This is a genomic window from Fulvivirga marina (assembly GCF_016775155.1).
Taxonomy (GTDB): domain Bacteria; phylum Bacteroidota; class Bacteroidia; order Cytophagales; family Cyclobacteriaceae; genus Fulvivirga; species Fulvivirga marina.
In genome coordinates this window covers 200,573-220,132 of sequence record NZ_JAEUGD010000053.1, presented here as the reverse complement: position 1 = coordinate 220,132, position 19,560 = coordinate 200,573, and the positions used below count along the sequence as shown (strand labels likewise).

Below are 19,560 nucleotides of genomic sequence, written 5' to 3'. Positions count from 1 at the left end.
ATTTTTTCGTAGGTTGGTTTAATAATAACTGAGGTAACCTTCATTAACGTTGAAGTTACTTGATTATATACCCGTGTTCCAACCAACATAAGTGGTCGTTAGAAAAATAGCGGACGTTAGATTTAGGTTATAAAACATAGATCAGGCCTACGGCCTGATCCCGCTATTTTCTTTTTACTGAAAACTGAATTTCCTCCCCTAAATTACTAGTATCCAATATTAATTTCAGGCCACCTTTTCAGATCATGTGCTTTCACTTACCCTCCTGGCACTCTTTTGAAGCCTAAAAAGTACCCCATAGTTGCTTTTTATATACACCACACCTAAGGAAAGTACCAGAAACAGTAACATCAGTAACAACACATCCAATTCCTGATGCTCCCAAAAGCCAAAGACGGACATTCCCCAGTTAATTAATACCCATTGGGTGATATACAAGGAAGTTACATTCCGGCTACAGTAATATAAAAACCCAAAAGCGTGATTGGGTTTTACACTACTAGTCAGAAGGTTCACTGCCCAAAGCACTATTAAATTGAGTCCCATCAACCCCAAAGATCCTCCGGGTCCAAGATGGTAATAATCACCGAAGTGATAATCAAAATCATAAAAGCTTAGTAAAACACCTGCCACCAACAACCCTATCCCTACCACAAGCATAGATTTAAAAAGGAATCCCTGATCGGAACCTTTCTCCCTAAACCACAATCCAAAAAACAGACCTATCAGTATGAATGCGCTCCATGGAAATACGGGAAAATATACCTGATACGTCGCTCCCCAGAGCAAGTCGCAGATATAGTCTACACCAACAATGCCCGGCCTGTAGCCTCTTAGTTCACTGGAAACAAGCACTATAAACAGAGCAAGCACTAACGGAACATACTTACTTTTGGAAAAGCGTACAATAAATGCCATCAAAATCAGGGTCAGACCGGCTAGCTGAAGGATGTCGCCGAGCAAAAAGAAAAAAACCATGTTGGAAGGCTCTCCATAAGTCATCCCATAGGCTTCAACAAAAGGCACCGGAAGCCCGCCAAAGAACAATGTAGGTACGATAAACTTTAAAAAGTTCATACTGTAACCGGCAAGGAGAATCAGTAAGCCCCGCTTAAGTGACCCTTTGAAGCTTTGCTTTCTGGAGAAAACAAATGAAAGTCCCATAGACACTAAAAACATCGGCGCTCCCTGTCCTAATATATTCACCACCTGCCCCAAAGCAGACTCATGCCTGGTAGCAGAGTCTCCATAAACCAACATGGTATGAACGAGTATCATCAGCACAACACTGAGCCCGCGAGCAAAGTCAATGGCAAGTATTCTTTTTGTATTTGTTTGCATTTCAATAGTTGTTAAGGTTGGATAATAAAATATGAGCAGGTCAATGGACATGGACCTGCTCTCTTGGATCATATTAAAATTTGATTGGCGTTCATGGGGCCATGCTCTGTCCCCTTTACAGAACTCCAGCCCCTTTGGCCTCATGATACGCCAACCCGTATTCTGTTCCCGACAGAATACTCATGTCAATCACACCACTTCAGTCCTCACCGGTTGATAAGCTGCCACTGGGTTTTTAAGTGTACCAAAAAACTGCAAGTTGTTGCTTGGGTTAGCGAGATCTACCATTTGCTGGTTATTCCTCAACTGTAAACGGTTTAGACAAGAGCGTGTAAATTCAGGCGCAAACAGATCATACTGCTCAAACTTATCGCTTAAATCAGGGTGTGCGTCCTGGTAGTTTTGGATACACTGTGCCACTAACTTCCAAAACCTTTCCTCGTCATATTGTGCCTGCTCTACAAGGATAGCTGATAGAAATCTGAAGAAGCAGTCAAATACATCTGTAAAAATAGACAGCAACCTGATATCATCAGGGGTAGAGGCGTATAGTCTTTTTACTTTTTCCGGCAAGGCTACATCTGGGCTCAGGATAGCAACCTCTTCCGTAATGTCCTTCATAATAACCTTCACAGGTACATTATTCTCGAGGATCAATATGAGATTTTCTCCATGAGGCATAAACACCATGTCATATGCATAGAAGCAATGTAATAGAGGACTCATGTAGCAGTCTATGTATTGAGCCAGCCAGGCATCTGCCTCCAAACCACTAGCTCTGATCAATTCAGGCACCAGGGCATTTCCATTGACATCTATATGAAGCAGTGCCGCCATGGTCATCAACTTCTGACCTGGCTGAAGTACAGTGGCAGGGCTCTCTCGCCAGAGGGCCGATAGCATTTTGTTATAGGCCAGGCTTCTGCCCAGCTCTTCATAGTAGTGATTTCGATAACCTATTGAAGCTACCTCTCCCAGCATTGTAAAGCCTTTTTGCCGGAGATAAGCATCATCTCCCAGCAACTCGGTAATCCATTCCATAATGGCCGGCGTACTGCTCATATAATATGGTGACAAGCCGCGCATAAAACCCATATTGAGGATGGAAAGCGCTGTCTTTGTATAGTGTTTCTCTGGATCAGAGATGTTGTAAAACGTTCTTATAGACTGCTGCGCCAGGTATTCATCAGAGGCATATCCCAGGCATACTAATTTCCCGTCTGCGATATCTGTTGCGAAGATATGAGCAAGCTTGTTAAACCATTGCCAGGGATGAACGGGGATAAAATAGTATTCCGACTTATCCAGCCCCTTCTCATCGAGGATGGCATTGAATTTATCAACCGTTTCCCTGCCAAGTTCCTGGGCCATCAGTGTTTCATAAGGCAACTTTTCTATTCCCGCATAAGTCGCCCTGCTTTTGTGCCCTGCAACCCATATCAGTTTCACCGGGGCACAGGCTTCAGGAGCAAAAGCCCTATAGTCAGAGGCGTCAAAACCGATACGTCCGTTATTTGCTACAAAGCAGGGGTGCCCGGCCATCATGGCATGTTCTATATCCTGATAGCCCGCCTCCACCAATTCAACAGCATTCAATTGTTCTTTGGTATGCATAAAGGCTGCTCCATACAGGGTACTGGTAATTTCTTCCATATAGGTTGGCAGCATTTCAACCGGAATACCAAGGCTCTCTCTAAATTCCGTCACAAATTTTAGTGAATCAAGAGAGACCTCATCTCCGTTATCAAACTTCCGAATGGACTCTTCATCAATAGACCAATGGTCCAAATGTAATTTTCTCGCTTCAAATCTGTACTCCACAGCACCGTGATCGGTCCGCAGTACATAGTGTCCTGTTTCTCCCTCTTTATATTGCAATTCAGGGGAGATTAAAAGCTCATGGGCAAATTCACATATCGCCTTTTTAATGTGTAGCCTGTTCACTTTCTCCCACACCTCTCCATTCAGATGGCTAACAGCCAATTCAGGTGAGAAATCTATATTTTTCATTTTGGTGTAATTTTAAAATTTAAGGTTGGTTTTTAATGGCCTGCCTGAACTGCTCGCGATTGCAGAATGCCAGACAAGCAGTTTTATGGGGCAGTTTGATTGTACTCTCATACTCAAACCCAGCCCGCCTGTTTAGTCCATGGATCTTTTTATTCCGGATATCAGGTTCAACAACAACACGTTCTACCCTGTCATCACTGAATAAGAATGTCATGATAAACCTGAATACATACCAGGTAAAATTCTGTATAGGCTGCTCTGCCGGAGCCACCAGTATATGCATACCATAGTCTCCTGGCGCTATATTATAATACTTCCCGATGATCTCATCGGCAGCTTTGTACTTCTCCATCAGAAATGAAGGCTTCCCATTGACGGTCCCAATAAAAATATCTGAATAGCCCAGCAACCTTTGATACTCCTTTCTCACATCTTCAAGGCTGGTATCTTGCATCATCCAGTATTTTGCATAGTCACGGTTAACCCAGTCATGGATCAGAGGAGAATCTTCTTCCAGATTCAAAGGGGAAAGTGTCACTAATCCAATGCTCCCCATTTCACGGGAGAAGATGATCTCCCTGTCACTGGCCACATCGGGTCTTTCTTGTACTGTTTTCATTGTTTCTATTTTAATATCAGGTGGACGTTTGCACCAGGGATATTTTTGATCTAAAGCTGAAGTAATATGCCAGTAGAGTAACCACAAAGCCGGCCGCTGCCACAAAAAATGGCATCTGCAAACCATAAAGATCCACCAGTATGCCCGCAGAGAACGATGCGATCAAAACCCCCAGGTTCTGAAAAAAGTGTATTTTGCTGTAGTCAGTGGCATATGATTTTGGCGTGCTTAGCTCAAATAATAGCACATCATATTTCACCACCGCGTGGTACATGGCCCATCCATAAACGAACCTTCCTAAGAACACGACCAAATCACCTGGTGCAGATTGCAGAAACAGCCCGACAAGCCCTAACAGCATGGCTGAAACTATTCCTTTATAGCCATTATCCGCCTGTTTTTCTCTCCTACTAAGCCAAAGTGCAAAAAGTGCCACTACTCCCGGAATAGCGTATACGAAGCCTGAAACCATTTCCGAATCATACGCCGATATGGACTCCCAGTAGAGCGAAAAAAACGGCCGGATGAGAAAGGCACTGAAGTAAAAAACTAGCGTGATCATCCCCAACTTGAAGATAAATCCGTGAGGAACAAATGTTGAATCTGCTACTGACTCCTCTTCATGAGTACGACGGGTATCAAACTTTTTGCTTTTGATCAGAAAGAAACTCACAGCCATCTGCACAAAATCACCTATGGCCATGATCAGGAACAGGTTGCGAGGATTGTAAAGGTCCACCACATACCCCCCTAGAATAGCTCCCAGGATACTTCCGAAATGGACGATCACAGATAGAAGCCCAATAGTGCCTGAATAATTACCTTTCTTTTCCAGACTCATTACATAGGGGTAGATAAGCAGATAACTCCCTTTGAATACAATCATCGACAAAGAAACTATCCAGAACTCTGTAAGGCTGCGCGTACAGAAACAGTAAATGCAAAGCAGCCCTGCCATCAATTGTGTCCAAACCAGAAGGTTAAGCTCCGGTATACGTTTGGCTACATAAGCCCAAAACGGAAAGGCAAACATCACTGTAAAACAAGTAGCGGCTATATAATAACCCACATGCTGCGGGTTACTCATACCAAATGTTTCCTCAAAAAACTGAGGATAAAATGGCATGAGCATGGCATCGCTGATTACAGCCAGTAAAGTCATGGATATAAGAAAGAACCTGAGATTCATCATGGCTGATTTGCTAGTTCTGGTTCAGCGATTCTCAACTCCTCCTCTTCTCCGACACCAAACTGCTGAAAAGCGATACGTTGCTCTATAGGATAGTGGTCTTTGCCTGTCAGCGATTTGATAATGTGTGAATTGCGATAGCAGGCCATACCCAGGTCAGGGGTTACAAAACCATGTGTATGCAACTCTGCGTTTTGCACATATATCTCATTATTATGCTTATCAATGCTATAATCACGGTGCACATCATACCTTCCTTTGGCATCCCAATTTATCCGGTCGCGGATACCTTCAATAAACGTTGGTGTGCGGTAGGTATATCCGGTAGCCAGCACCAGACCTTCTGTATTATGACGATAGTATTTGTTGATCTCATGCTGGTGGATTTCAAGCTCAAAACTACCGGTTGATTCCTCAAAAGAGGCCCGCTTAAGTTCTGAATTTGTTCTCAAACCAACTTTGATGTCATGTGTGAGGCGCTTGGTATAAAGCAGATCATAGATATCACCAATCAGATCAATGTTAATTCCTTTATACAGGTTTTGCTGATCCTTTACCAGTTTGTCTCTATGCCCCGCCGGTAATCCATGAAAATAGTCTACATAGTCAGGGGAGGTCATTTCGAGGGTAAGCTTGCTATACTCCAACGGGAAGAAGCGCGGAGACCGGGTAACCCAATTCAGTTCATACCCATGAATATCAATCTCCTGAAGCAGATCATAGAAAATCTCGGCTGCGCTTTGTCCGCTTCCAAGAATGGTAATGGACTTTTTGCTCTGTAACTTCTTTTTATGGGTTAAATAAGATGCCGAATGAATGGCCTTACCCATCAGATCACTGCAACATGAAGGAATATAAGGCACAGTGCCCGTGCCCAAAACAAGTTTTCTTGCATTAAAGGTTTTAAACTCCCCTGTTTGGGTACATAGGGTTTGTACCTTGTAGCACTTCCCTTGCTCATCATAAGTGATCTGCTGAACATCGGTATTAAACACAATGTTCGAAAGCTTCTCTATTACCCATTGGCAATACTGATTGTATTCATTCCTGAGCAAGAGAAAGTTTTCCCTGATGTAAAACGAGTATATCCTACCCTGCTCTTTAATATAGTTAAGAAAGCTATAAGGGTTTGTAGGGTCAGCCAGAGTCACCAGATCAGCCATAAAAGGGATCTGTAAAGTGGTACTCTCCAGCAACATCCCCGGGTGCCAGTTGAAAGAGTCTCTCTTATCAAGAAATATTCCGTCCAGATCTGCAATAGGCTCTGTAAGGCAAGCCAACCCCAGATTAAAAGGCCCTACACCAATAGCGGCAAAATCGTATGTTTTTGTTGTTGTCATGATTAGTTATTTCTAAAAAATTCCTGTCCGTGTTTTTTAATAATGTGTATGATCTCCTCCATATCCTGCACAGAGGTAAGTGGGTTAAGTAGCGTAAACTTCAGATAGACCGAGCCATTGACCTTAGTACTGGCTATCACCGCCTCTCCTTCATTGAACATGGCCTTTCGGATGTAAGCGTTGAGCCTGGACAACTGCTCTTCACTGAGAGCCTGCCCCTTCTGAAAAGGCTGGTAACGGAAAAGTATAGCACTGATCCCCGGCTGGTTGAGCACTTCAAAGTCTCCCGAAGTTCTGAGTAGCATAGCCGTATCCTGCGCCAGCTGAATAATATCGTCTATGTACTGCCCCAGGCGTCTTCGTCCCATCACACGCAGTGTCAGCCAGAGTTTTAGCGCATCAAAACGACGGGTGGTTTGAATAGACTTTTTTACCATATTCGGGATGCCTTCATCTTCCTGCTCCTTGGAGTTCAGGTAGTCAGCGTGGTACTTGATATGATCGATGTACTTTTTATGCCTCATGAAAAACGCACTGGAGCTTACAGGCTGGAAGTAGGTCTTGTGATAATCTATGGTAGCAGAATCAGACAATTCCAGGCCTTTCAGCTTGTGCTTGTGTTTGTCACTCAGCAGCAGCCCTCCTCCATAAGCCGCGTCAACATGAAACCACAAACCATACTGTTGAGCCATTGCTGCGATTTCGGTTAATGGATCAATAGCACCCATATCGGTGGTACCTGCCGTACCTACTACTGCAATAGGAATATTACCCTTGGCCTTTTCAATCTCAATCGCCTGCTCCAGGGCTGACATGTCCATCCGGAAATGATTATCAACTGCAACCGGAACGATAGCATTCTGCCCCAACCCCAGAAGGCTGGCATTTTTCTTCAGGCTAAAATGGCTTACATCGGAGCAAAATATTCTGAATTTTGACGCTTCAGCAGGCAATCCCTGCATTTTCGGGTCAATAGAATAGTTGGTCTTAATGAACTGATCTCTGGCCAGCAAAAGTCCCATCAGATTAGACTGGGTACCGCCACTGGTAAAGATACCATCAGCATCGGCCGGGTACCCCATATGATCCAGCGTCCAGTTGATAAGCTTGAGTTCAATAAATGTACCCCCGATGCTTTGATCCCAGGTATCCATGGACGTATTAATGGCACTAATGATTACCTCCGCTGCAAGTGCCGGTGTAAGCACAGGGCAATTGAGATGCGCTACATATTTGTTATGATGGAAGTTAACCGCGTCGTTGAGGTATAGCTCCTTAAGTTCTTCAAGGGTTTCATTCAGTGTGAGACTTGATTCGTTATCGAGAAATATCTTTTCAAATTTTTCTGCAATAGCCTCCACGGAAACACCGGTAAACGGCGTATCGCGTGATTCCAGGTGGTTCACCACGGCATTGGCCGCTTCATGAATACTTTTTTGATACAAAAATTTATTTTCCGGCAGGTCATTAAAGAAGTACTTATTACTCGTACTTCTTATGACCTGGTCCAACAGGGTAGTATTGTTTTTTTCAAAATTCATGGCAAGACATTGATTTATAGTTGGTTTTAGCTAATGTTCTAAGGATAAAGCATTTATGCTTTTCTTAATTAGAATAATTCTAAATAAGAAACTCATGCTGCAAATGTATTGGCAATTCAAAGGGCGGTCAATCCCGCAAATGGCGTATTTTATGGGTATTTTATTGAGTAGGTAGGGATACTAAATATTTGGTATTCATATACCTAACATTGAGTAGATGAGAAAAACCGGTTTGACTCGTCAATGCTATTTCTTCAATCCATAATAGGGTAACTGTTCTGTCAGGGACAGACCATAAAGGAAGGGTAGAAGGATACTTCTGTTGGGCGACAGAACATCAGGAGGAGGAAAACCATAGCTACTCCTCAGGTCTGTCCCCTACAGAGAACGCACCACCAACTCATACTATCCGGTTATTGATCGCATACAAAACCAGATCACTGGTAGATTTGAGATTGAGCTTTTTCATGATGTTTTTCAGGTGGGTACGCACTGTATGTATGCTGATGGAAAATTCATCAGCTATTTCGAATGGCTTCTTTCCCGTCCCTATATACCTAGTCACCTCCATTTCCCTTTCCGTAAGCTCTGGGGCAATGCCAGCCAAAGCGGCTACTGGGTTCACTCTCTTTTCCAGCAAAACTTCGAGCACCTTATGGCAAAAAAACTTCTCACCTCGTGCTACAGTCTCGATCGCTCGCAGTACTTGCTCCTTATTGCACTCCTTGGTAATGTAACTCTCTACACCTGACTCCAAAACACGGTTAATGTTGCTTTTACAAGGATCTGAAGAAACGATAATAATTCTACTCTCTGGAGAGTTTTTACGGATCATACCTATGTCGTCAACACTAAAATGCCCGGGAAGATCATAATCCAGCATAACCAGTTGCGGCTGATACTGAGTTACAGCTTTGCTTAGTTCCTCACTGTTTTCAGCTTCTGAAACTACTTTTACGTTTCTCCTATTCCGTAAAAGTAGTTTTAATCCATCTCTATATAAAGGCTGAGTGTCAGCTATCACTGCCGTAGTCATGTCGTCTTGGTCAGGTTCAGGTGTTATTTAAAATGATTTTAAATAAGAGACAAAACTAGCCGTGAAATGTGTATTCCGGTATAGCTAGTGCTAGTGATTTACCTGCCTACCTGAGTCTATTGGTTTAAAACGTGCTTTCCATGCAAAACCTTCAAAAAGATTAAACCATCCATTATTCTGCTGACATAGGGCTGTCACCAATGCTCCATACTTTTATAAAAACAGGAAATCAGCGCTCTAAAACTAAACTAACCAAGTGATGAAACAACTAAGTTTATTTACCCCCAGCATCTCACAATCGTTACAGCTTGACTTTAAAAGAAGATTAAAAAAGAGTCATAGGTCATCAGCACAAGACACCTACCAAAGAGACCTGTGGACTCAGGACAAGGAAGAAGAACGGGAAATGGCATTGTTCTTTCTGGACATCCGCAATTTCACTCCACTTGTAGAGAAACACATGGCACATGACGTGATCTATATTATAAGAAAATTATTCTCTACCTTTCAAACGATCATTCGCTCCAACCACGGACAGATTATAGAGACCTCCGGTGATGGGTTTTATGCCGCTTTTGGCTTTGACCGTCCCGTAAAAAGTGCTGTAGCATCAGCCATAAAGGCAGGGAAAGCAATTCTGGAAAGTCTTGAAGGGCTTAATGAAAATGTATTTATAAAAAAACTCAACCACCGTATAGATGTAGGAATAGGTCTTCACGCTGGCAGAGTGGCTACCGGCACCATCCACCTGAACGGAAAAGACCACCTGATTGTGATGGGCTACCCAGTAAATATTGCTGCCAGACTGGAAGCTGCTACTAAAGAGTTGAACAATAGCCTCATTATCTCAGCCTCTGCGTTTGAGATGCTAAACGACCCTCCTACAGGTCAGCCTACAGCAGAAATAAGCCTGAAAGGTGTCGCCGGACCATTCAGAATACATCTTCTGGGAAAGTCCTATAATGGCAATTAATTACCAGCAAGAAGACTACCTTTTATTCCTTTCTGGTTTCCTGATCCAGTACTTTCAGTAAAGCAGGCATTCGAAAATCTCCGTGCATGCCTCTTATATGGTCTGCCGCTTTTATTAGTGCTATTCCTTTGCTGGTGATATATAGCGGATTAAGACTTTTCCCTCTGCAAACCTCCATTTTGTTGGTTTGTAGCTTTGCGAAATTGGACTTTGCCACTCCTATAACCGGGAATTCACCATCCAGCCTTTCGTACAAGTGACCTCCCAACCCTGGTTTACCGGAATCATTAAGCACTACATATCCATCCACTACTATGGCTTCTAACTGCTTTATATCAATCTTTTGAAATAAACTTAAGATACAGGGAAGCTCTCGCTTATAAAATTGCCCAGGCTCATATTCCTTCACTCCCTTGATAAATTCATGATATATTTTGGAAGGTTCCTGGGCACCCCAATGCTCAAAAGCAACTGCAACGGTTTTGGCACTATCTCCCCTGTAATAAGTATCAAAAGCTAAGATCATCCGGTTCTGCTCTTTCAGGATCAGTCTGTTCTCACTTCCAATGGTCCCGCATTTCTCAAAGAGTACGAATCAGAAGACTTAAGGTGTATATTCAGTTTATCAGACGTATTGATATCTACCAGGTTAACATCAACCCGATCACCTAACCTGACTGTGATGGAACCATCTTCATTGACAGGCACCAAACCATATTTTTGTGTTTCTACCAATTCCACTGGTTCTTTTAACTCATCGGCCCGGGCCTCTGGGATTACACTCAACTCCTTAAGAGTCAGGATGGACAGGTTAACAGCTATCACTGTTAATACTACTTTTGTAAACTTATCGACTTTCATGACAGTATAGATTAAATTGATATTTAATAAGAATAAACTAAAAATAGGAAAAGTATGATAAATACTACGACTGATCAACTGGTGATCCCTCCAAAAACATCGACTCGATAACCTTCCAGTGTTCCCTCCTCATCCAGTAATACTGCTTGTTTCGTATGCTTACTACTAACCTGAATATGGGATTTTTCCGTTTTCTGTAATTATCGGTACATACTTTTTCCAGCCACTGCTCATCAAAACCTGCCCACTCTCCTATTACACTGTTCAGGTTGGACTGCAAGGCAGGAAATACCTCATACTTATCTATTTCTTTTAGCTCCTTTATAGACTTTCCAGAGTCCTTCATCTGCTTGTAAATAAAATGATAATCCTGCTCCTGAAGCTCCGTATCCAGATAGAACTCAGAGAGTGCAACCCATATCGGAAGCCGGTCATCAATAATACTCATGACTGAATCAACAGATTAAACCAGGGAATTACGCGCCTTTGCCGTTAGTTTTGCCACTACCAGTTGGTAAGAATCATCTATCCACTGAAATAGCAAATGGTCTGGTATAGTGCCATCCATCATAATAAGGTTCCAATGTCGCTTACTCATATATGAAGGTTCTGCCACAGCAGGATATGTCGCCCTCAGTTCATCTACTTTTTCAGGATCACACTTTACAGAAATGCTGGCGAAGGTATTTACATCAGTTGCCGTAAACATTTTACCACATACCTTGAAAACCAAACAATCAGGGATAGAAGGAAATGGAAATGACTCTGTTACTCCGGGTTTGGCTAAGCAGCGGTTTCTATATTCTTCTATATTCATATTATCATGTTAGCACAAGTGTCATTTTCCTGGTCTGTAATAAGCCCTATTCAAACCATCGATTTATTGCAATAACTCGCCTTTTCAAAGTCTCGAATATTCATAGAGATAACAGGCACCTCAGGAAACATCTCCTTCAACTTACCCACAATTCTTTTCGAAAGATCACTCTTCTGTTCTATATTACGTCCCTCCATGATATTAGCAAATATGTGCAAAAAATCGTCCTGGGTATTAGCTGTATTGTAATACTTAAAAGGGTTGATCCTGACTTTTATATCTACTGTTTTGAATAGCTTCGTCGACTCTGCCGTTTCAAATACAGCTTTCATAATCTCTTCAGGTGTTTTCCGCATGATGACACTTTCTGAACAGTCAATTACAAAATGAGGCATGGTATGATGTTTTTATTAATAACTCACTAAAGCTACCAAAAAGAACGAGGAAAACATTATTTATGATGCTCAGCGGCATTGACAGCAGCACCAATGATACCCGCATTGTTGAGTTTTTCGGATACGGCGTATGATACTTTTATCTTGAGTTGTTTTCTAAACTTATGGATCTTCTTGCTTGCTCCACCTCCAATAATCAGGTAATCAGGTGAAAGTATCCGGTCCACATACTTTAAAAAGAAATCAAACCGTTTACCCCACTCATCAAACTCCAGCTCTTCTCTCTTTCTGGCTGAGTCAGCAGCATACTGCTCCACGGGTTTACCATCATTTCCCAACATTCTTCCCAGCTCAGTATTGGGGATAAGTTGCCCATCATAAAACACACCACTACCAAGACCTGTACCTACGGTTATGATCACAACCAATCCAGACTTATGCCTGCCAGCTCCAAATCGCATTTCTGCTATACCGGCAGCATCAGCATCATTGATAATTTCAAACCTGAGATCTTCGCAATACTCGCTAAACAAGTCATCAATCTGCACACCTTTCCAAGCCGGATCCAAATTAGAACTGTACTTGGCTCTTCCTTCAATTACTACTGAGGGGAAAGCACACCCAATGTCATCCTGCCAGTTGAAGTGATCTCTGATCTGTCTGATCACTTCAGCAATGGCTTCAGGGGTGGCTGGCTGAGGTGTATCAACGCGAAACCGCTCAGAAATAAGCTTTCCCTGCTTTGTGTCTACGATTGCCCCTTTTATTCCGGAGCCTCCGATATCAATACCAAGTACATCCATAATGGCCTTGCGTTTAGGGGATCAATCTAAAAAGATTGATGGAGATAGTCTAAAGATCTCGATAAATATTCTCTATAAAACGGCCTTGGCTAGTGGTATGGTCAAGGCAATAGATCAGGCCTGCACCCTTTCACCACTTCATTTTTGTTTGAAAATCAGCACCTCATGGCCTGCATTATATACCGCCTTATAGTAAAATGGGAATACAAAAAGTAGTAGAGAAATTATAGCTATCAAAATGCCCTTCAAACCTCTCTTGCATTTGAAACCTGAATAGAACTCGGTGAAGTCGCAGTTGGGGCATCGTACCTGTTGATCATCCATATCAGTAAATGAGTTCGCCTCTACCCCCCCAATAATTTGTAGTGCTTTTTGCACATCACTCTCTCTTATTTTAAGCTTAGTGCCCCAGAGGGATATTGTATAGTGGATTTAGTTACACCCTATTGTCATCAAAGAGAAAGCAAGGTATGTCTTTACTTTCAAGCCTCGACCTCAACAAATTAGCATCTATGCCATGGTCAAAATTTTTAAGCGTTTGGTTAATTCAGTTCTATTTTCATTTGGTAAAGGTCATAGCCTGGAGCCCAAAAATCCTTCTCCGTTTTCTCCAATGCAAACCCTGCCTTTTGATAGAACGGATAAACCAGTTGAGTGGTCCGTACCACGATCTTCTTTATATTCTCATTCCTTTTAATCTCATCAATTCTAAACAGGGCAAGCTTTTTACCGATTCCCTTACCTTGCGATTCAGGGTGAATCATATCCCATGAAATCCGAGCTGTATGTTCATCAGGAAAATAATTGATACCTCCACAGCCAACTATTTCACCATTTTCTTCCACTACATAGTAACTTTCCAGCTCATTCTCCAGATAACTGGCAAATTCACTTTCCTCCGAAGGATCAAAATACTGCGGTGTGTTGAGTCTCATCAGTTTGATCAGTTCCTCTTTATCAGTGTCTTTGTAGGGTCTAATGTTAGTATGGTGCATTTCAGATAACTTATTTAGATTCAGCAAAATAATCCTCAAAGAAGATCATGTGGTATTTGATGGACTTCAGCCAGTAGTCTAATGCGTGGCCTCCCGGATTTTCTATATAAGTATGAGGGATATTTCTATTCAGAAGCTTTTCGTGCAGAGCCTTATTTCCCTCATAGAAAAAGTCATCCGTCCCACAATCAAAGATCAATGTCAAACTACTCTTATCAATGAGTGGCACCATATTGATAACGGTATTTCTTTCCCAGTTTTCAGGATACTGATCAAAGGATCCGAGTCTTTTGGCAATATCCCATCGATCAGGAAAGGGCCTGAAATCCATTCCTCCACTGGTACTGCCAGCCGCACCCCAAATATCAGGATGCCTAAAAGCCAAATAAAAAGCACCATGCCCGCCCATACTCAAGCCTGTTATAGCCCGTCCGGTTCTATTTTCTATGGTATTATAGTTTTGGTCTACGCTGTTCACCAACTCCTTTGATACATAGGTTTCGTATTTAAACGTACTGTCTATGGGACTATCAAAATACCAACTCGTTTTAGCCCCGTCCGGAAATACGAGGATCATCCGGTACCTATCGGCAAACTCATGCACTTCAGGAACATACTCGGGCCAAAATCGGTAATCATCTGTAGCGCCATGGAGTATATACACCACAGGGTAAGGCTTTTCTGTTTGACTATAGTCGGCCGGTGTAATAACAACGTTCTTCACCTCCTTATGCATTGAGTTGCTCATGACCACAAGCGTATCTACATCACGAGCCAAAGCCAAATGCCCTGTTAGGGCTAATACCAGAAATAGCACTTTTTTCATTTACCACAGATTATGAATATTCAAAATAATTAGTCAATTCCTGAAAGCCAAGTCTTTTATATATGCCTATACCATCTTCGGAAGCTTGCAATATCACTTGCTTGAAGCCCGATGATTTAGCCATATTAAGTGCGTTAGTCATTAAAGCAAAGCCAATACCCTTCCCTCTATAAGCTTCCAGAGTAGCCAGACCATATAGACCTATCGTCTTATCATCAGTAGGGAACAACTCCACTCCTGCCACCGGCAGTCCATCTTGCTGGTAAAGAAAAAAAACGATCCCTCTACTCTTATCAAGATACTGAGCAGCTGTTGTTTCGTAATATTTCATCACATTCTCATCAGCGGGAGTCCAGTTTCTGGCTATTACCCCTGCATACTGGCTCAAATACTCCTCTCTATTTACTTCTAATATATTGTTGTGTTCGCCCTTTGTAACGGGCTCATAGTTTTCAAGGTCCAGAGCCATACCAACTTCTTCGCCCTGAACACTCAGCCCCAGTTTTTCAAAGCAGGCTTTTACCTCCGTAGTTAAATTCTTCTTACTTACCCACAGGCAAAAGTCAAGGTTCTGTTGCCTGAAATAGTCAACAGCGTCCAAAAGCTCTTTTTCTACAAATTTGTTTCCATCGAAAAGATGGATAATGTTAAATGTATCACATGACAGCCCGCTATCCACATAGCTCAAACAGTTCATACGGTTTACCTTCATAGCCTCTGAACTCGCGGGTATGGTGCATGCATGAAGCCCAAAATTATGATCTATATCGGTTATCATTGAATCTCTATATTTTAGGCCAAAAATAACTAAAAAATAGTGCCCATGACGGGTCAGTCATGGGCACTATTTGCCACTGAGTAGCTTAGGTTTTACTCACACCATAATCTCACCAGTACAAAAACAGGCTCACCATTGTAGTCAAAACTGAAACCAGAAGGACCACACACATAGTCAAACCAGCCACCTTGTCTATTATCTACATTATAAGTTCCATAGCCACACATGTCCTCTGCTTCAACAAAAGCAAAGCCCTCTTCGGTGATCAGATAACCTGGATAATAGCGTCCGTCACCATTTCCTAAAACACATCCGCTTTCAGGAGTATCATATACATAAAATGACCACCCATCTTCAAGATTAATATTAGAGTCACCTCTGGAATAGGTAAACGCTACAGTTAAAGCTGGTAATGTATTGCTGCCGTATACATTTTTTGCAAGATCTACCACTTCCTGAGGTACAGCAGAATTTTGGGCCACCCTGCTACTGGCATCTCCCTTGGATACCTCCTCATTTTCGGTTTTCACCTCTGGTTGAGGGTTGGCATCGTTGGTATCCTCACATGCAGTAAAGTAAAATGCAAAAGCACATACCAGGTAAACAGATAATTTCTTCATCGTTTTAGTTGGTTTTAATTGGTTAAAAATTTTTCAATAACTAAAGCGAATTTAAAGGAATAGATCGTAATTTATATTAAAGTAATTTTATGTTTTAATAGATCAAAACTTAACAAAAGATTATTTTTTATTCTTTAAATTACTTTAATAACTGAATATCAACAGTTTACAGTTTGATTTTTTTGACTAACGTCGGCTTTGCTATGAGGCACAACGAAGCAATCTCCCCGTTTTAGAAGTACAGGATGCTCCTCTCTTATCGCAGTGAACTGCACTTGTTTTTTGCCGAATACCTATCCACTAAGTTACTGACTACCAAACATCAGAGACTCCTAGTTTACCGGAAACGACACCAAACCCGGCTCACGGATTACCAGTTACCGCACACTGTTCACCAACTGTACTACCTCAGCAGCTACTTTATGAGCAGATGCTGGGTTCTGACCGGTCACCAACCTGTTGTCAACAGACACTTTTTCCTGCCACATACCGGCTTTCTCAACAGTCACACCTCGCTCCTTCATTTTCTCCTCCAACAAATAAGGAACCACCTCTGTAAGCTGTATAGCACTTTCTTCTTCATTAGTAAATACACTAACAGTTTTTCCATGAACAAGATACTCACCATTAGAAAGCTTAATATTGACTAAAGCTATCGGACCATGACACACTGCACTCACCACACCATTGTTTTCATAAATGTCAGCAGCTATTTGAGCTAATTTCTCATTTTCAGGAAAATCCCACATGGTTCCATGACCGCCAGCATAATAAATAGCATCATAGTCACCAGCCTTAACCTCATCTGGAGTAAGCGTATTTTCTACTTTGTGTCTAAACTCCTTATCGTTCCAGAATTTTTTATTGACAGAATCTTTCAGATCAAAACCATCTACGGGTGCCTTTCCACCTTCAGGACTTACCACATCAATAACAAACCCCCTATCTTTAAATACTTCATAAGCATGGGTGGCCTCACTCAGATAAAAACCAGTTTCCTTGCCGGTATTTCCAAGTTCTCCATGACTACTAAGTACCATCAATACCCTTGGTGTACCTTTTATATCTCCAGATACTTTTTGTGCATGCCCTAATACAACGGCTGCCAACACCAATAAAATTGCATTTAATACTCTCTTCATTTTCTTTTGGTTTTATAGATTTAGTTCAAGGCAAAAGTCTGCAAGGAAGGAATGTTCCACAAGGAAGTAAGTCACTATTATGATGTGATGAATATCACTCCAACGGAGTAGTATCAGAACCGGCTCAAAGTTTCCCGGCTAACCCCCAGGTAGGAAGCTAACAGCTTTTTCGGCACACGCTGTACCAATCCCGGCTGATTGGAAAGAAGGCTATTATAGCGCTCCTCTGCACTGCTGATCAGGTGCGACATTACCCTCTGTTGTAGGGCAATAAAACCGTGAGTAGTTTTCAGGCGAGAAAAGTTAGCCATTGCTTTGATCTCACGACACAGTTTTTCCTTATCATCAATACTAATACTGAAAAACTCAGAGTTCTCAATACAATCGACATGTAGCGTGGCACTAACTTTATTTTGATAAGCATTATAATCACTCACCCAATAGTCTTCCATGCCAAACTGAAGGATATGCTCTTTGCCATCGCTATCCACTGCAAATGACTTCACCAGACCTTTGACGATCCAAAACTCCGAGGGCACAGGCTGCCCAATCTGAACAAGGTATTGATGCTTTTTGAAAGCTCTGTACTTGAAGTGAGAAGACACATACGCCCACTCATCATCAGTAAGCTTAGCCATTTTCTCGATGTGTATGCGAAGGAGGTTAAGTTTTTCTTCCATGTTTTGTTGAGCATGTAAAGGTAAAAGATTTGAATTGTTTTCAGCGGGAAACTTTGATTAGCACCACCTTTGCCAAGAGGTGCAACGAATCAATCTCCTGATTTATAAGGACTCCGCGTCAACCCGAAACCACATACCAACCACTATTACACAGAAAACTACTCACCGACTCTCACGCTTATCTCCAAAAACTGTGGAATTTCATAAACAAAACCGCTAGATTAACGTTAACATGATACAATTGGCAGACGCCAAACGTCCAATGGAGAGCTAAATATATAGCTCTCATCTGAATAAATATCTAATTCACAGCACCGTAACGGTGTTCAACATTTGTAAAATAAACCCCAAGTAATTATGGCGCAATGTTTTGCTCTAATGGGTTGGAGTTTACCCGTCATTGAAAGCATGCAAAAACTCAACAAACCATTTGTAGTAGTATCTTTTAGCGATTTTGAGCCCTACGCAAAGGAAAACAACATTCCTTTCGTGGCCTACACGTTTGACGAGTGGAGTGACACTTCCAACTCGCTTGACCTTGCTGAAAAACTCAAACCTTATAATGTAGATGTTGCTGTTCCTCTGTTTGAAGAAACAGTAGAATGGGCAGGAGCCCTTAACTCCATTTATCGCGATGATCCACGCGTGCTTAACCGTGCTTTTTTATTCCGAAACAAGGCTATGATGAAGCGTAAAGCACTCATTGGAGGTCTTCGAGTAGGGCTGTTTGAAGAAGTATATAACCGCGAGCAGGTTAAGCAATTTATGAAAAGGCTTAATGAGGCCAACTTGCAGGTAGCCAATGAAGCTGATAGCTGGGTTCACATCAAACCGTTTGCTTCAGCAGGTACCGTAGGCCACCGCCTTTTGCGCTCATTTAAAGACATTGATGAGAAAGTGGAAGACAGCGACTTCCCTTGCCTGGCCGAAAGCCACCTGTCAGGAAGAGAGTTTTCGTGTGAAGCTTTTGTACATGGAGGAAAGGTCAGATTCCTCAATATCACGGAATATGTAAAATTAGGCTACTCCAATTTTGTGCCAGAAGGACATTACCTTGCCTCCAAACGTCCATTGATCCACGAGAAAGTGCAGCAACTCGTTGATATATTTGGCATTGAATATGGCATGATACACCCTGAATGGTTCTTAACAGAAAATGATGAACTGGGCTTCGGAGAAGTGGCTTGTAGAATCCCTGGCGGACACATCCTGGAATTAGCTTCCAAAGCCTATGAGTTTGATGCATTAGCAGCATTTGTTATGTGTCATGACCCTTCTTTAACAGATGAAGAAGTGAATGCGCTATTTCCATCTCAAGAATTTGAACCCAAAAACCACTTTGGAAATGTGATGATCTACCCTCACAAAAATATAATCGAAAAGCTTGAAATACCGGATGAACTGAATGAGGAACCCTATTTTCTGAACCATACGCTGGTGCCTCCATTATCAACACAAAAGATCAACTCACGCGAAGGTTTTGGAAACCATTTCGGCACAGTTAATTTTAAAGGCGAGGACCCGGACAGGATGACTGAATTATTACAACATTATGAAAACGTAGATTTCTACGTTTAAAGGAGCTTTTATTAAT

Annotated in this window: 22 protein-coding genes; 2 read left to right on the top strand and 20 right to left on the bottom strand. The window is 42.1% G+C overall.

The genetic code is table 11. From position 1 onward, the window contains the following. Positions 1-243: 243 nt before the first annotated feature. The 7 genes from JMN32_RS16035 to JMN32_RS16005 form a co-directional block, all read right to left on the bottom strand. On the bottom strand, positions 244-1,341 hold the full coding sequence (locus tag JMN32_RS16035; protein ID WP_202857365.1) for a heparan-alpha-glucosaminide N-acetyltransferase domain-containing protein: 1,098 nt from the start codon (positions 1,339-1,341) through the stop codon (positions 244-246). 189 nt (positions 1,342-1,530) lie between these two features. Further along, positions 1,531-3,351 (bottom strand): IucA/IucC family protein, encoded by a 1,821-nt coding sequence (locus JMN32_RS16030; protein ID WP_202857364.1) that lies wholly within the window; start codon positions 3,349-3,351, stop codon positions 1,531-1,533. Between the two features lie 19 nt (positions 3,352-3,370). Continuing rightward, positions 3,371-3,970, bottom strand: a complete 600-nt coding sequence (locus tag JMN32_RS16025; RefSeq protein ID WP_202857363.1) for a GNAT family N-acetyltransferase — start codon at positions 3,968-3,970, stop codon at positions 3,371-3,373. Between the two features lie 16 nt (positions 3,971-3,986). Then, positions 3,987-5,162 carry an MFS transporter gene (locus JMN32_RS16020; RefSeq protein WP_202857362.1) on the bottom strand — a complete coding sequence of 392 codons (1,176 nt, stop codon included), beginning with the start codon at positions 5,160-5,162 and terminating at the stop codon, positions 3,987-3,989. Then, positions 5,159-6,499: a lysine N(6)-hydroxylase/L-ornithine N(5)-oxygenase family protein gene (locus tag JMN32_RS16015; RefSeq protein WP_202857361.1), complete on the bottom strand. Its 1,341-nt coding sequence runs from the start codon at positions 6,497-6,499 to the stop codon at positions 5,159-5,161. The genes JMN32_RS16020 and JMN32_RS16015 overlap by 4 nt, the downstream gene beginning before the upstream one ends. 2 nt (positions 6,500-6,501) lie before the next feature. Beyond that, positions 6,502-8,040: a pyridoxal phosphate-dependent decarboxylase family protein gene (locus JMN32_RS16010; RefSeq protein WP_202857360.1), complete on the bottom strand. Its 1,539-nt coding sequence runs from the start codon at positions 8,038-8,040 to the stop codon at positions 6,502-6,504. A gap of 400 nt (positions 8,041-8,440) precedes the next feature. After that, a complete protein-coding gene (locus JMN32_RS16005) occupies positions 8,441-9,076 on the bottom strand; it encodes a response regulator (RefSeq protein WP_202857359.1) in 636 nt (211 codons plus the stop codon). Between the two features lie 259 nt (positions 9,077-9,335). Here JMN32_RS16005 and JMN32_RS16000 point away from each other — a divergent pair, with 259 nt between their 5' ends. After that, positions 9,336-10,049, top strand: a complete 714-nt coding sequence (locus JMN32_RS16000; protein ID WP_202857358.1) for an adenylate/guanylate cyclase domain-containing protein — start codon at positions 9,336-9,338, stop codon at positions 10,047-10,049. Positions 10,050-10,071: 22 nt separating this feature from the next. Here the strand turns inward: JMN32_RS16000 and JMN32_RS15995 are convergent, their stop codons facing one another. From JMN32_RS15995 to JMN32_RS15935, 13 genes are all read right to left on the bottom strand, one after another. Continuing rightward, entirely contained in the window at positions 10,072-10,575 is a 504-nt protein-coding gene (locus JMN32_RS15995; RefSeq protein ID WP_202857357.1) for an endonuclease V, read from the bottom strand. A gap of 20 nt (positions 10,576-10,595) precedes the next feature. Beyond that, positions 10,596-10,910 (bottom strand): hypothetical protein, encoded by a 315-nt coding sequence (locus JMN32_RS15990; RefSeq protein ID WP_202857356.1) that lies wholly within the window; start codon positions 10,908-10,910, stop codon positions 10,596-10,598. 64 nt (positions 10,911-10,974) lie between these two features. Then, positions 10,975-11,358, bottom strand: a complete 384-nt coding sequence (locus JMN32_RS15985; protein WP_202857355.1) for a DUF7079 family protein — start codon at positions 11,356-11,358, stop codon at positions 10,975-10,977. 15 nt (positions 11,359-11,373) lie between these two features. Beyond that, positions 11,374-11,727 (bottom strand): MmcQ/YjbR family DNA-binding protein, encoded by a 354-nt coding sequence (locus JMN32_RS15980; protein WP_202857354.1) that lies wholly within the window; start codon positions 11,725-11,727, stop codon positions 11,374-11,376. 50 nt (positions 11,728-11,777) lie between these two features. Further along, positions 11,778-12,122 carry a 5-carboxymethyl-2-hydroxymuconate Delta-isomerase gene (locus JMN32_RS15975; protein WP_202857353.1) on the bottom strand — a complete coding sequence of 115 codons (345 nt, stop codon included), beginning with the start codon at positions 12,120-12,122 and terminating at the stop codon, positions 11,778-11,780. Between the two features lie 56 nt (positions 12,123-12,178). Further along, the gene (gene ppgK / locus JMN32_RS15970; RefSeq protein WP_202857352.1) at positions 12,179-12,925 is read right to left on the bottom strand and encodes a polyphosphate--glucose phosphotransferase; all 747 of its coding nucleotides are present in this window, start codon (positions 12,923-12,925) and stop codon (positions 12,179-12,181) included. 138 nt (positions 12,926-13,063) lie between these two features. Continuing rightward, positions 13,064-13,303 carry a hypothetical protein gene (locus JMN32_RS15965; protein ID WP_202857351.1) on the bottom strand — a complete coding sequence of 80 codons (240 nt, stop codon included), beginning with the start codon at positions 13,301-13,303 and terminating at the stop codon, positions 13,064-13,066. A 164-nt stretch (positions 13,304-13,467) separates the two neighbouring features. Continuing rightward, complete coding sequence (locus JMN32_RS15960; protein ID WP_202857350.1) at positions 13,468-13,920, bottom strand: GNAT family N-acetyltransferase; 453 nt, start codon at positions 13,918-13,920, stop codon at positions 13,468-13,470. Between the two features lie 10 nt (positions 13,921-13,930). Then, positions 13,931-14,746 carry an alpha/beta hydrolase gene (locus tag JMN32_RS15955; protein WP_202857349.1) on the bottom strand — a complete coding sequence of 272 codons (816 nt, stop codon included), beginning with the start codon at positions 14,744-14,746 and terminating at the stop codon, positions 13,931-13,933. Positions 14,747-14,756: 10 nt separating this feature from the next. Further along, the gene (locus tag JMN32_RS15950) at positions 14,757-15,524 is read right to left on the bottom strand and encodes a GNAT family N-acetyltransferase (RefSeq protein ID WP_238354505.1); all 768 of its coding nucleotides are present in this window, start codon (positions 15,522-15,524) and stop codon (positions 14,757-14,759) included. Positions 15,525-15,616: 92 nt separating this feature from the next. Then, positions 15,617-16,144, bottom strand: a complete 528-nt coding sequence (locus tag JMN32_RS15945; protein ID WP_202857348.1) for a hypothetical protein — start codon at positions 16,142-16,144, stop codon at positions 15,617-15,619. A gap of 377 nt (positions 16,145-16,521) precedes the next feature. Next, positions 16,522-17,286: a type 1 glutamine amidotransferase domain-containing protein gene (locus tag JMN32_RS15940; RefSeq protein WP_202857347.1), complete on the bottom strand. Its 765-nt coding sequence runs from the start codon at positions 17,284-17,286 to the stop codon at positions 16,522-16,524. A gap of 113 nt (positions 17,287-17,399) precedes the next feature. Further along, entirely contained in the window at positions 17,400-17,966 is a 567-nt protein-coding gene (locus JMN32_RS15935) for a Crp/Fnr family transcriptional regulator (RefSeq protein WP_202857346.1), read from the bottom strand. A gap of 357 nt (positions 17,967-18,323) precedes the next feature. On the opposite strand from JMN32_RS15935, the gene JMN32_RS15930 reads away from it, so the two are divergent. Further along, the gene (locus tag JMN32_RS15930; protein WP_202857345.1) at positions 18,324-19,544 is read left to right on the top strand and encodes an ATP-grasp domain-containing protein; all 1,221 of its coding nucleotides are present in this window, start codon (positions 18,324-18,326) and stop codon (positions 19,542-19,544) included. Positions 19,545-19,560: the final 16 nt, after the last annotated feature.

Bases quoted from the DNA above. Each gene is read 5' to 3' on its own strand.
- JMN32_RS16005 (WP_202857359.1), bottom strand. From the start codon at position 9,076: ATGACTACGGCAGTGATAGCTGACACTCAGCCTTTATATAGAGATGGA.
- JMN32_RS16035 (WP_202857365.1), bottom strand. From the start codon at position 1,341: ATGCAAACAAATACAAAAAGAATACTTGCCATTGACTTTGCTCGCGGG.
- JMN32_RS15995 (WP_202857357.1), bottom strand. From the start codon at position 10,575: ATGATCTTAGCTTTTGATACTTATTACAGGGGAGATAGTGCCAAAACC.
- JMN32_RS15990 (WP_202857356.1), bottom strand. From the start codon at position 10,910: ATGAAAGTCGATAAGTTTACAAAAGTAGTATTAACAGTGATAGCTGTT.
- JMN32_RS15945 (WP_202857348.1), bottom strand. From the start codon at position 16,144: ATGAAGAAATTATCTGTTTACCTGGTATGTGCTTTTGCATTTTACTTT.
- JMN32_RS15950 (WP_238354505.1), bottom strand. From the start codon at position 15,524: ATGATAACCGATATAGATCATAATTTTGGGCTTCATGCATGCACCATA.
- JMN32_RS16015 (WP_202857361.1), bottom strand. From the start codon at position 6,499: ATGACAACAACAAAAACATACGATTTTGCCGCTATTGGTGTAGGGCCT.
- JMN32_RS15980 (WP_202857354.1), bottom strand. From the start codon at position 11,727: ATGAATATAGAAGAATATAGAAACCGCTGCTTAGCCAAACCCGGAGTA.
- JMN32_RS15975 (WP_202857353.1), bottom strand. From the start codon at position 12,122: ATGCCTCATTTTGTAATTGACTGTTCAGAAAGTGTCATCATGCGGAAA.
- JMN32_RS16000 (WP_202857358.1), top strand. From the start codon at position 9,336: ATGAAACAACTAAGTTTATTTACCCCCAGCATCTCACAATCGTTACAG.
- ppgK (WP_202857352.1), bottom strand. From the start codon at position 12,925: ATGGATGTACTTGGTATTGATATCGGAGGCTCCGGAATAAAAGGGGCA.
- JMN32_RS15940 (WP_202857347.1), bottom strand. From the start codon at position 17,286: ATGAAGAGAGTATTAAATGCAATTTTATTGGTGTTGGCAGCCGTTGTA.
- JMN32_RS15985 (WP_202857355.1), bottom strand. From the start codon at position 11,358: ATGAGTATTATTGATGACCGGCTTCCGATATGGGTTGCACTCTCTGAG.
- JMN32_RS16010 (WP_202857360.1), bottom strand. From the start codon at position 8,040: ATGAATTTTGAAAAAAACAATACTACCCTGTTGGACCAGGTCATAAGA.
- JMN32_RS15935 (WP_202857346.1), bottom strand. From the start codon at position 17,966: ATGGAAGAAAAACTTAACCTCCTTCGCATACACATCGAGAAAATGGCT.
- JMN32_RS15960 (WP_202857350.1), bottom strand. From the start codon at position 13,920: ATGCACCATACTAACATTAGACCCTACAAAGACACTGATAAAGAGGAA.
- JMN32_RS15930 (WP_202857345.1), top strand. From the start codon at position 18,324: ATGGCGCAATGTTTTGCTCTAATGGGTTGGAGTTTACCCGTCATTGAA.
- JMN32_RS15955 (WP_202857349.1), bottom strand. From the start codon at position 14,746: ATGAAAAAAGTGCTATTTCTGGTATTAGCCCTAACAGGGCATTTGGCT.
- JMN32_RS16020 (WP_202857362.1), bottom strand. From the start codon at position 5,162: ATGATGAATCTCAGGTTCTTTCTTATATCCATGACTTTACTGGCTGTA.
- JMN32_RS16030 (WP_202857364.1), bottom strand. From the start codon at position 3,351: ATGAAAAATATAGATTTCTCACCTGAATTGGCTGTTAGCCATCTGAAT.
- JMN32_RS16025 (WP_202857363.1), bottom strand. From the start codon at position 3,970: ATGAAAACAGTACAAGAAAGACCCGATGTGGCCAGTGACAGGGAGATC.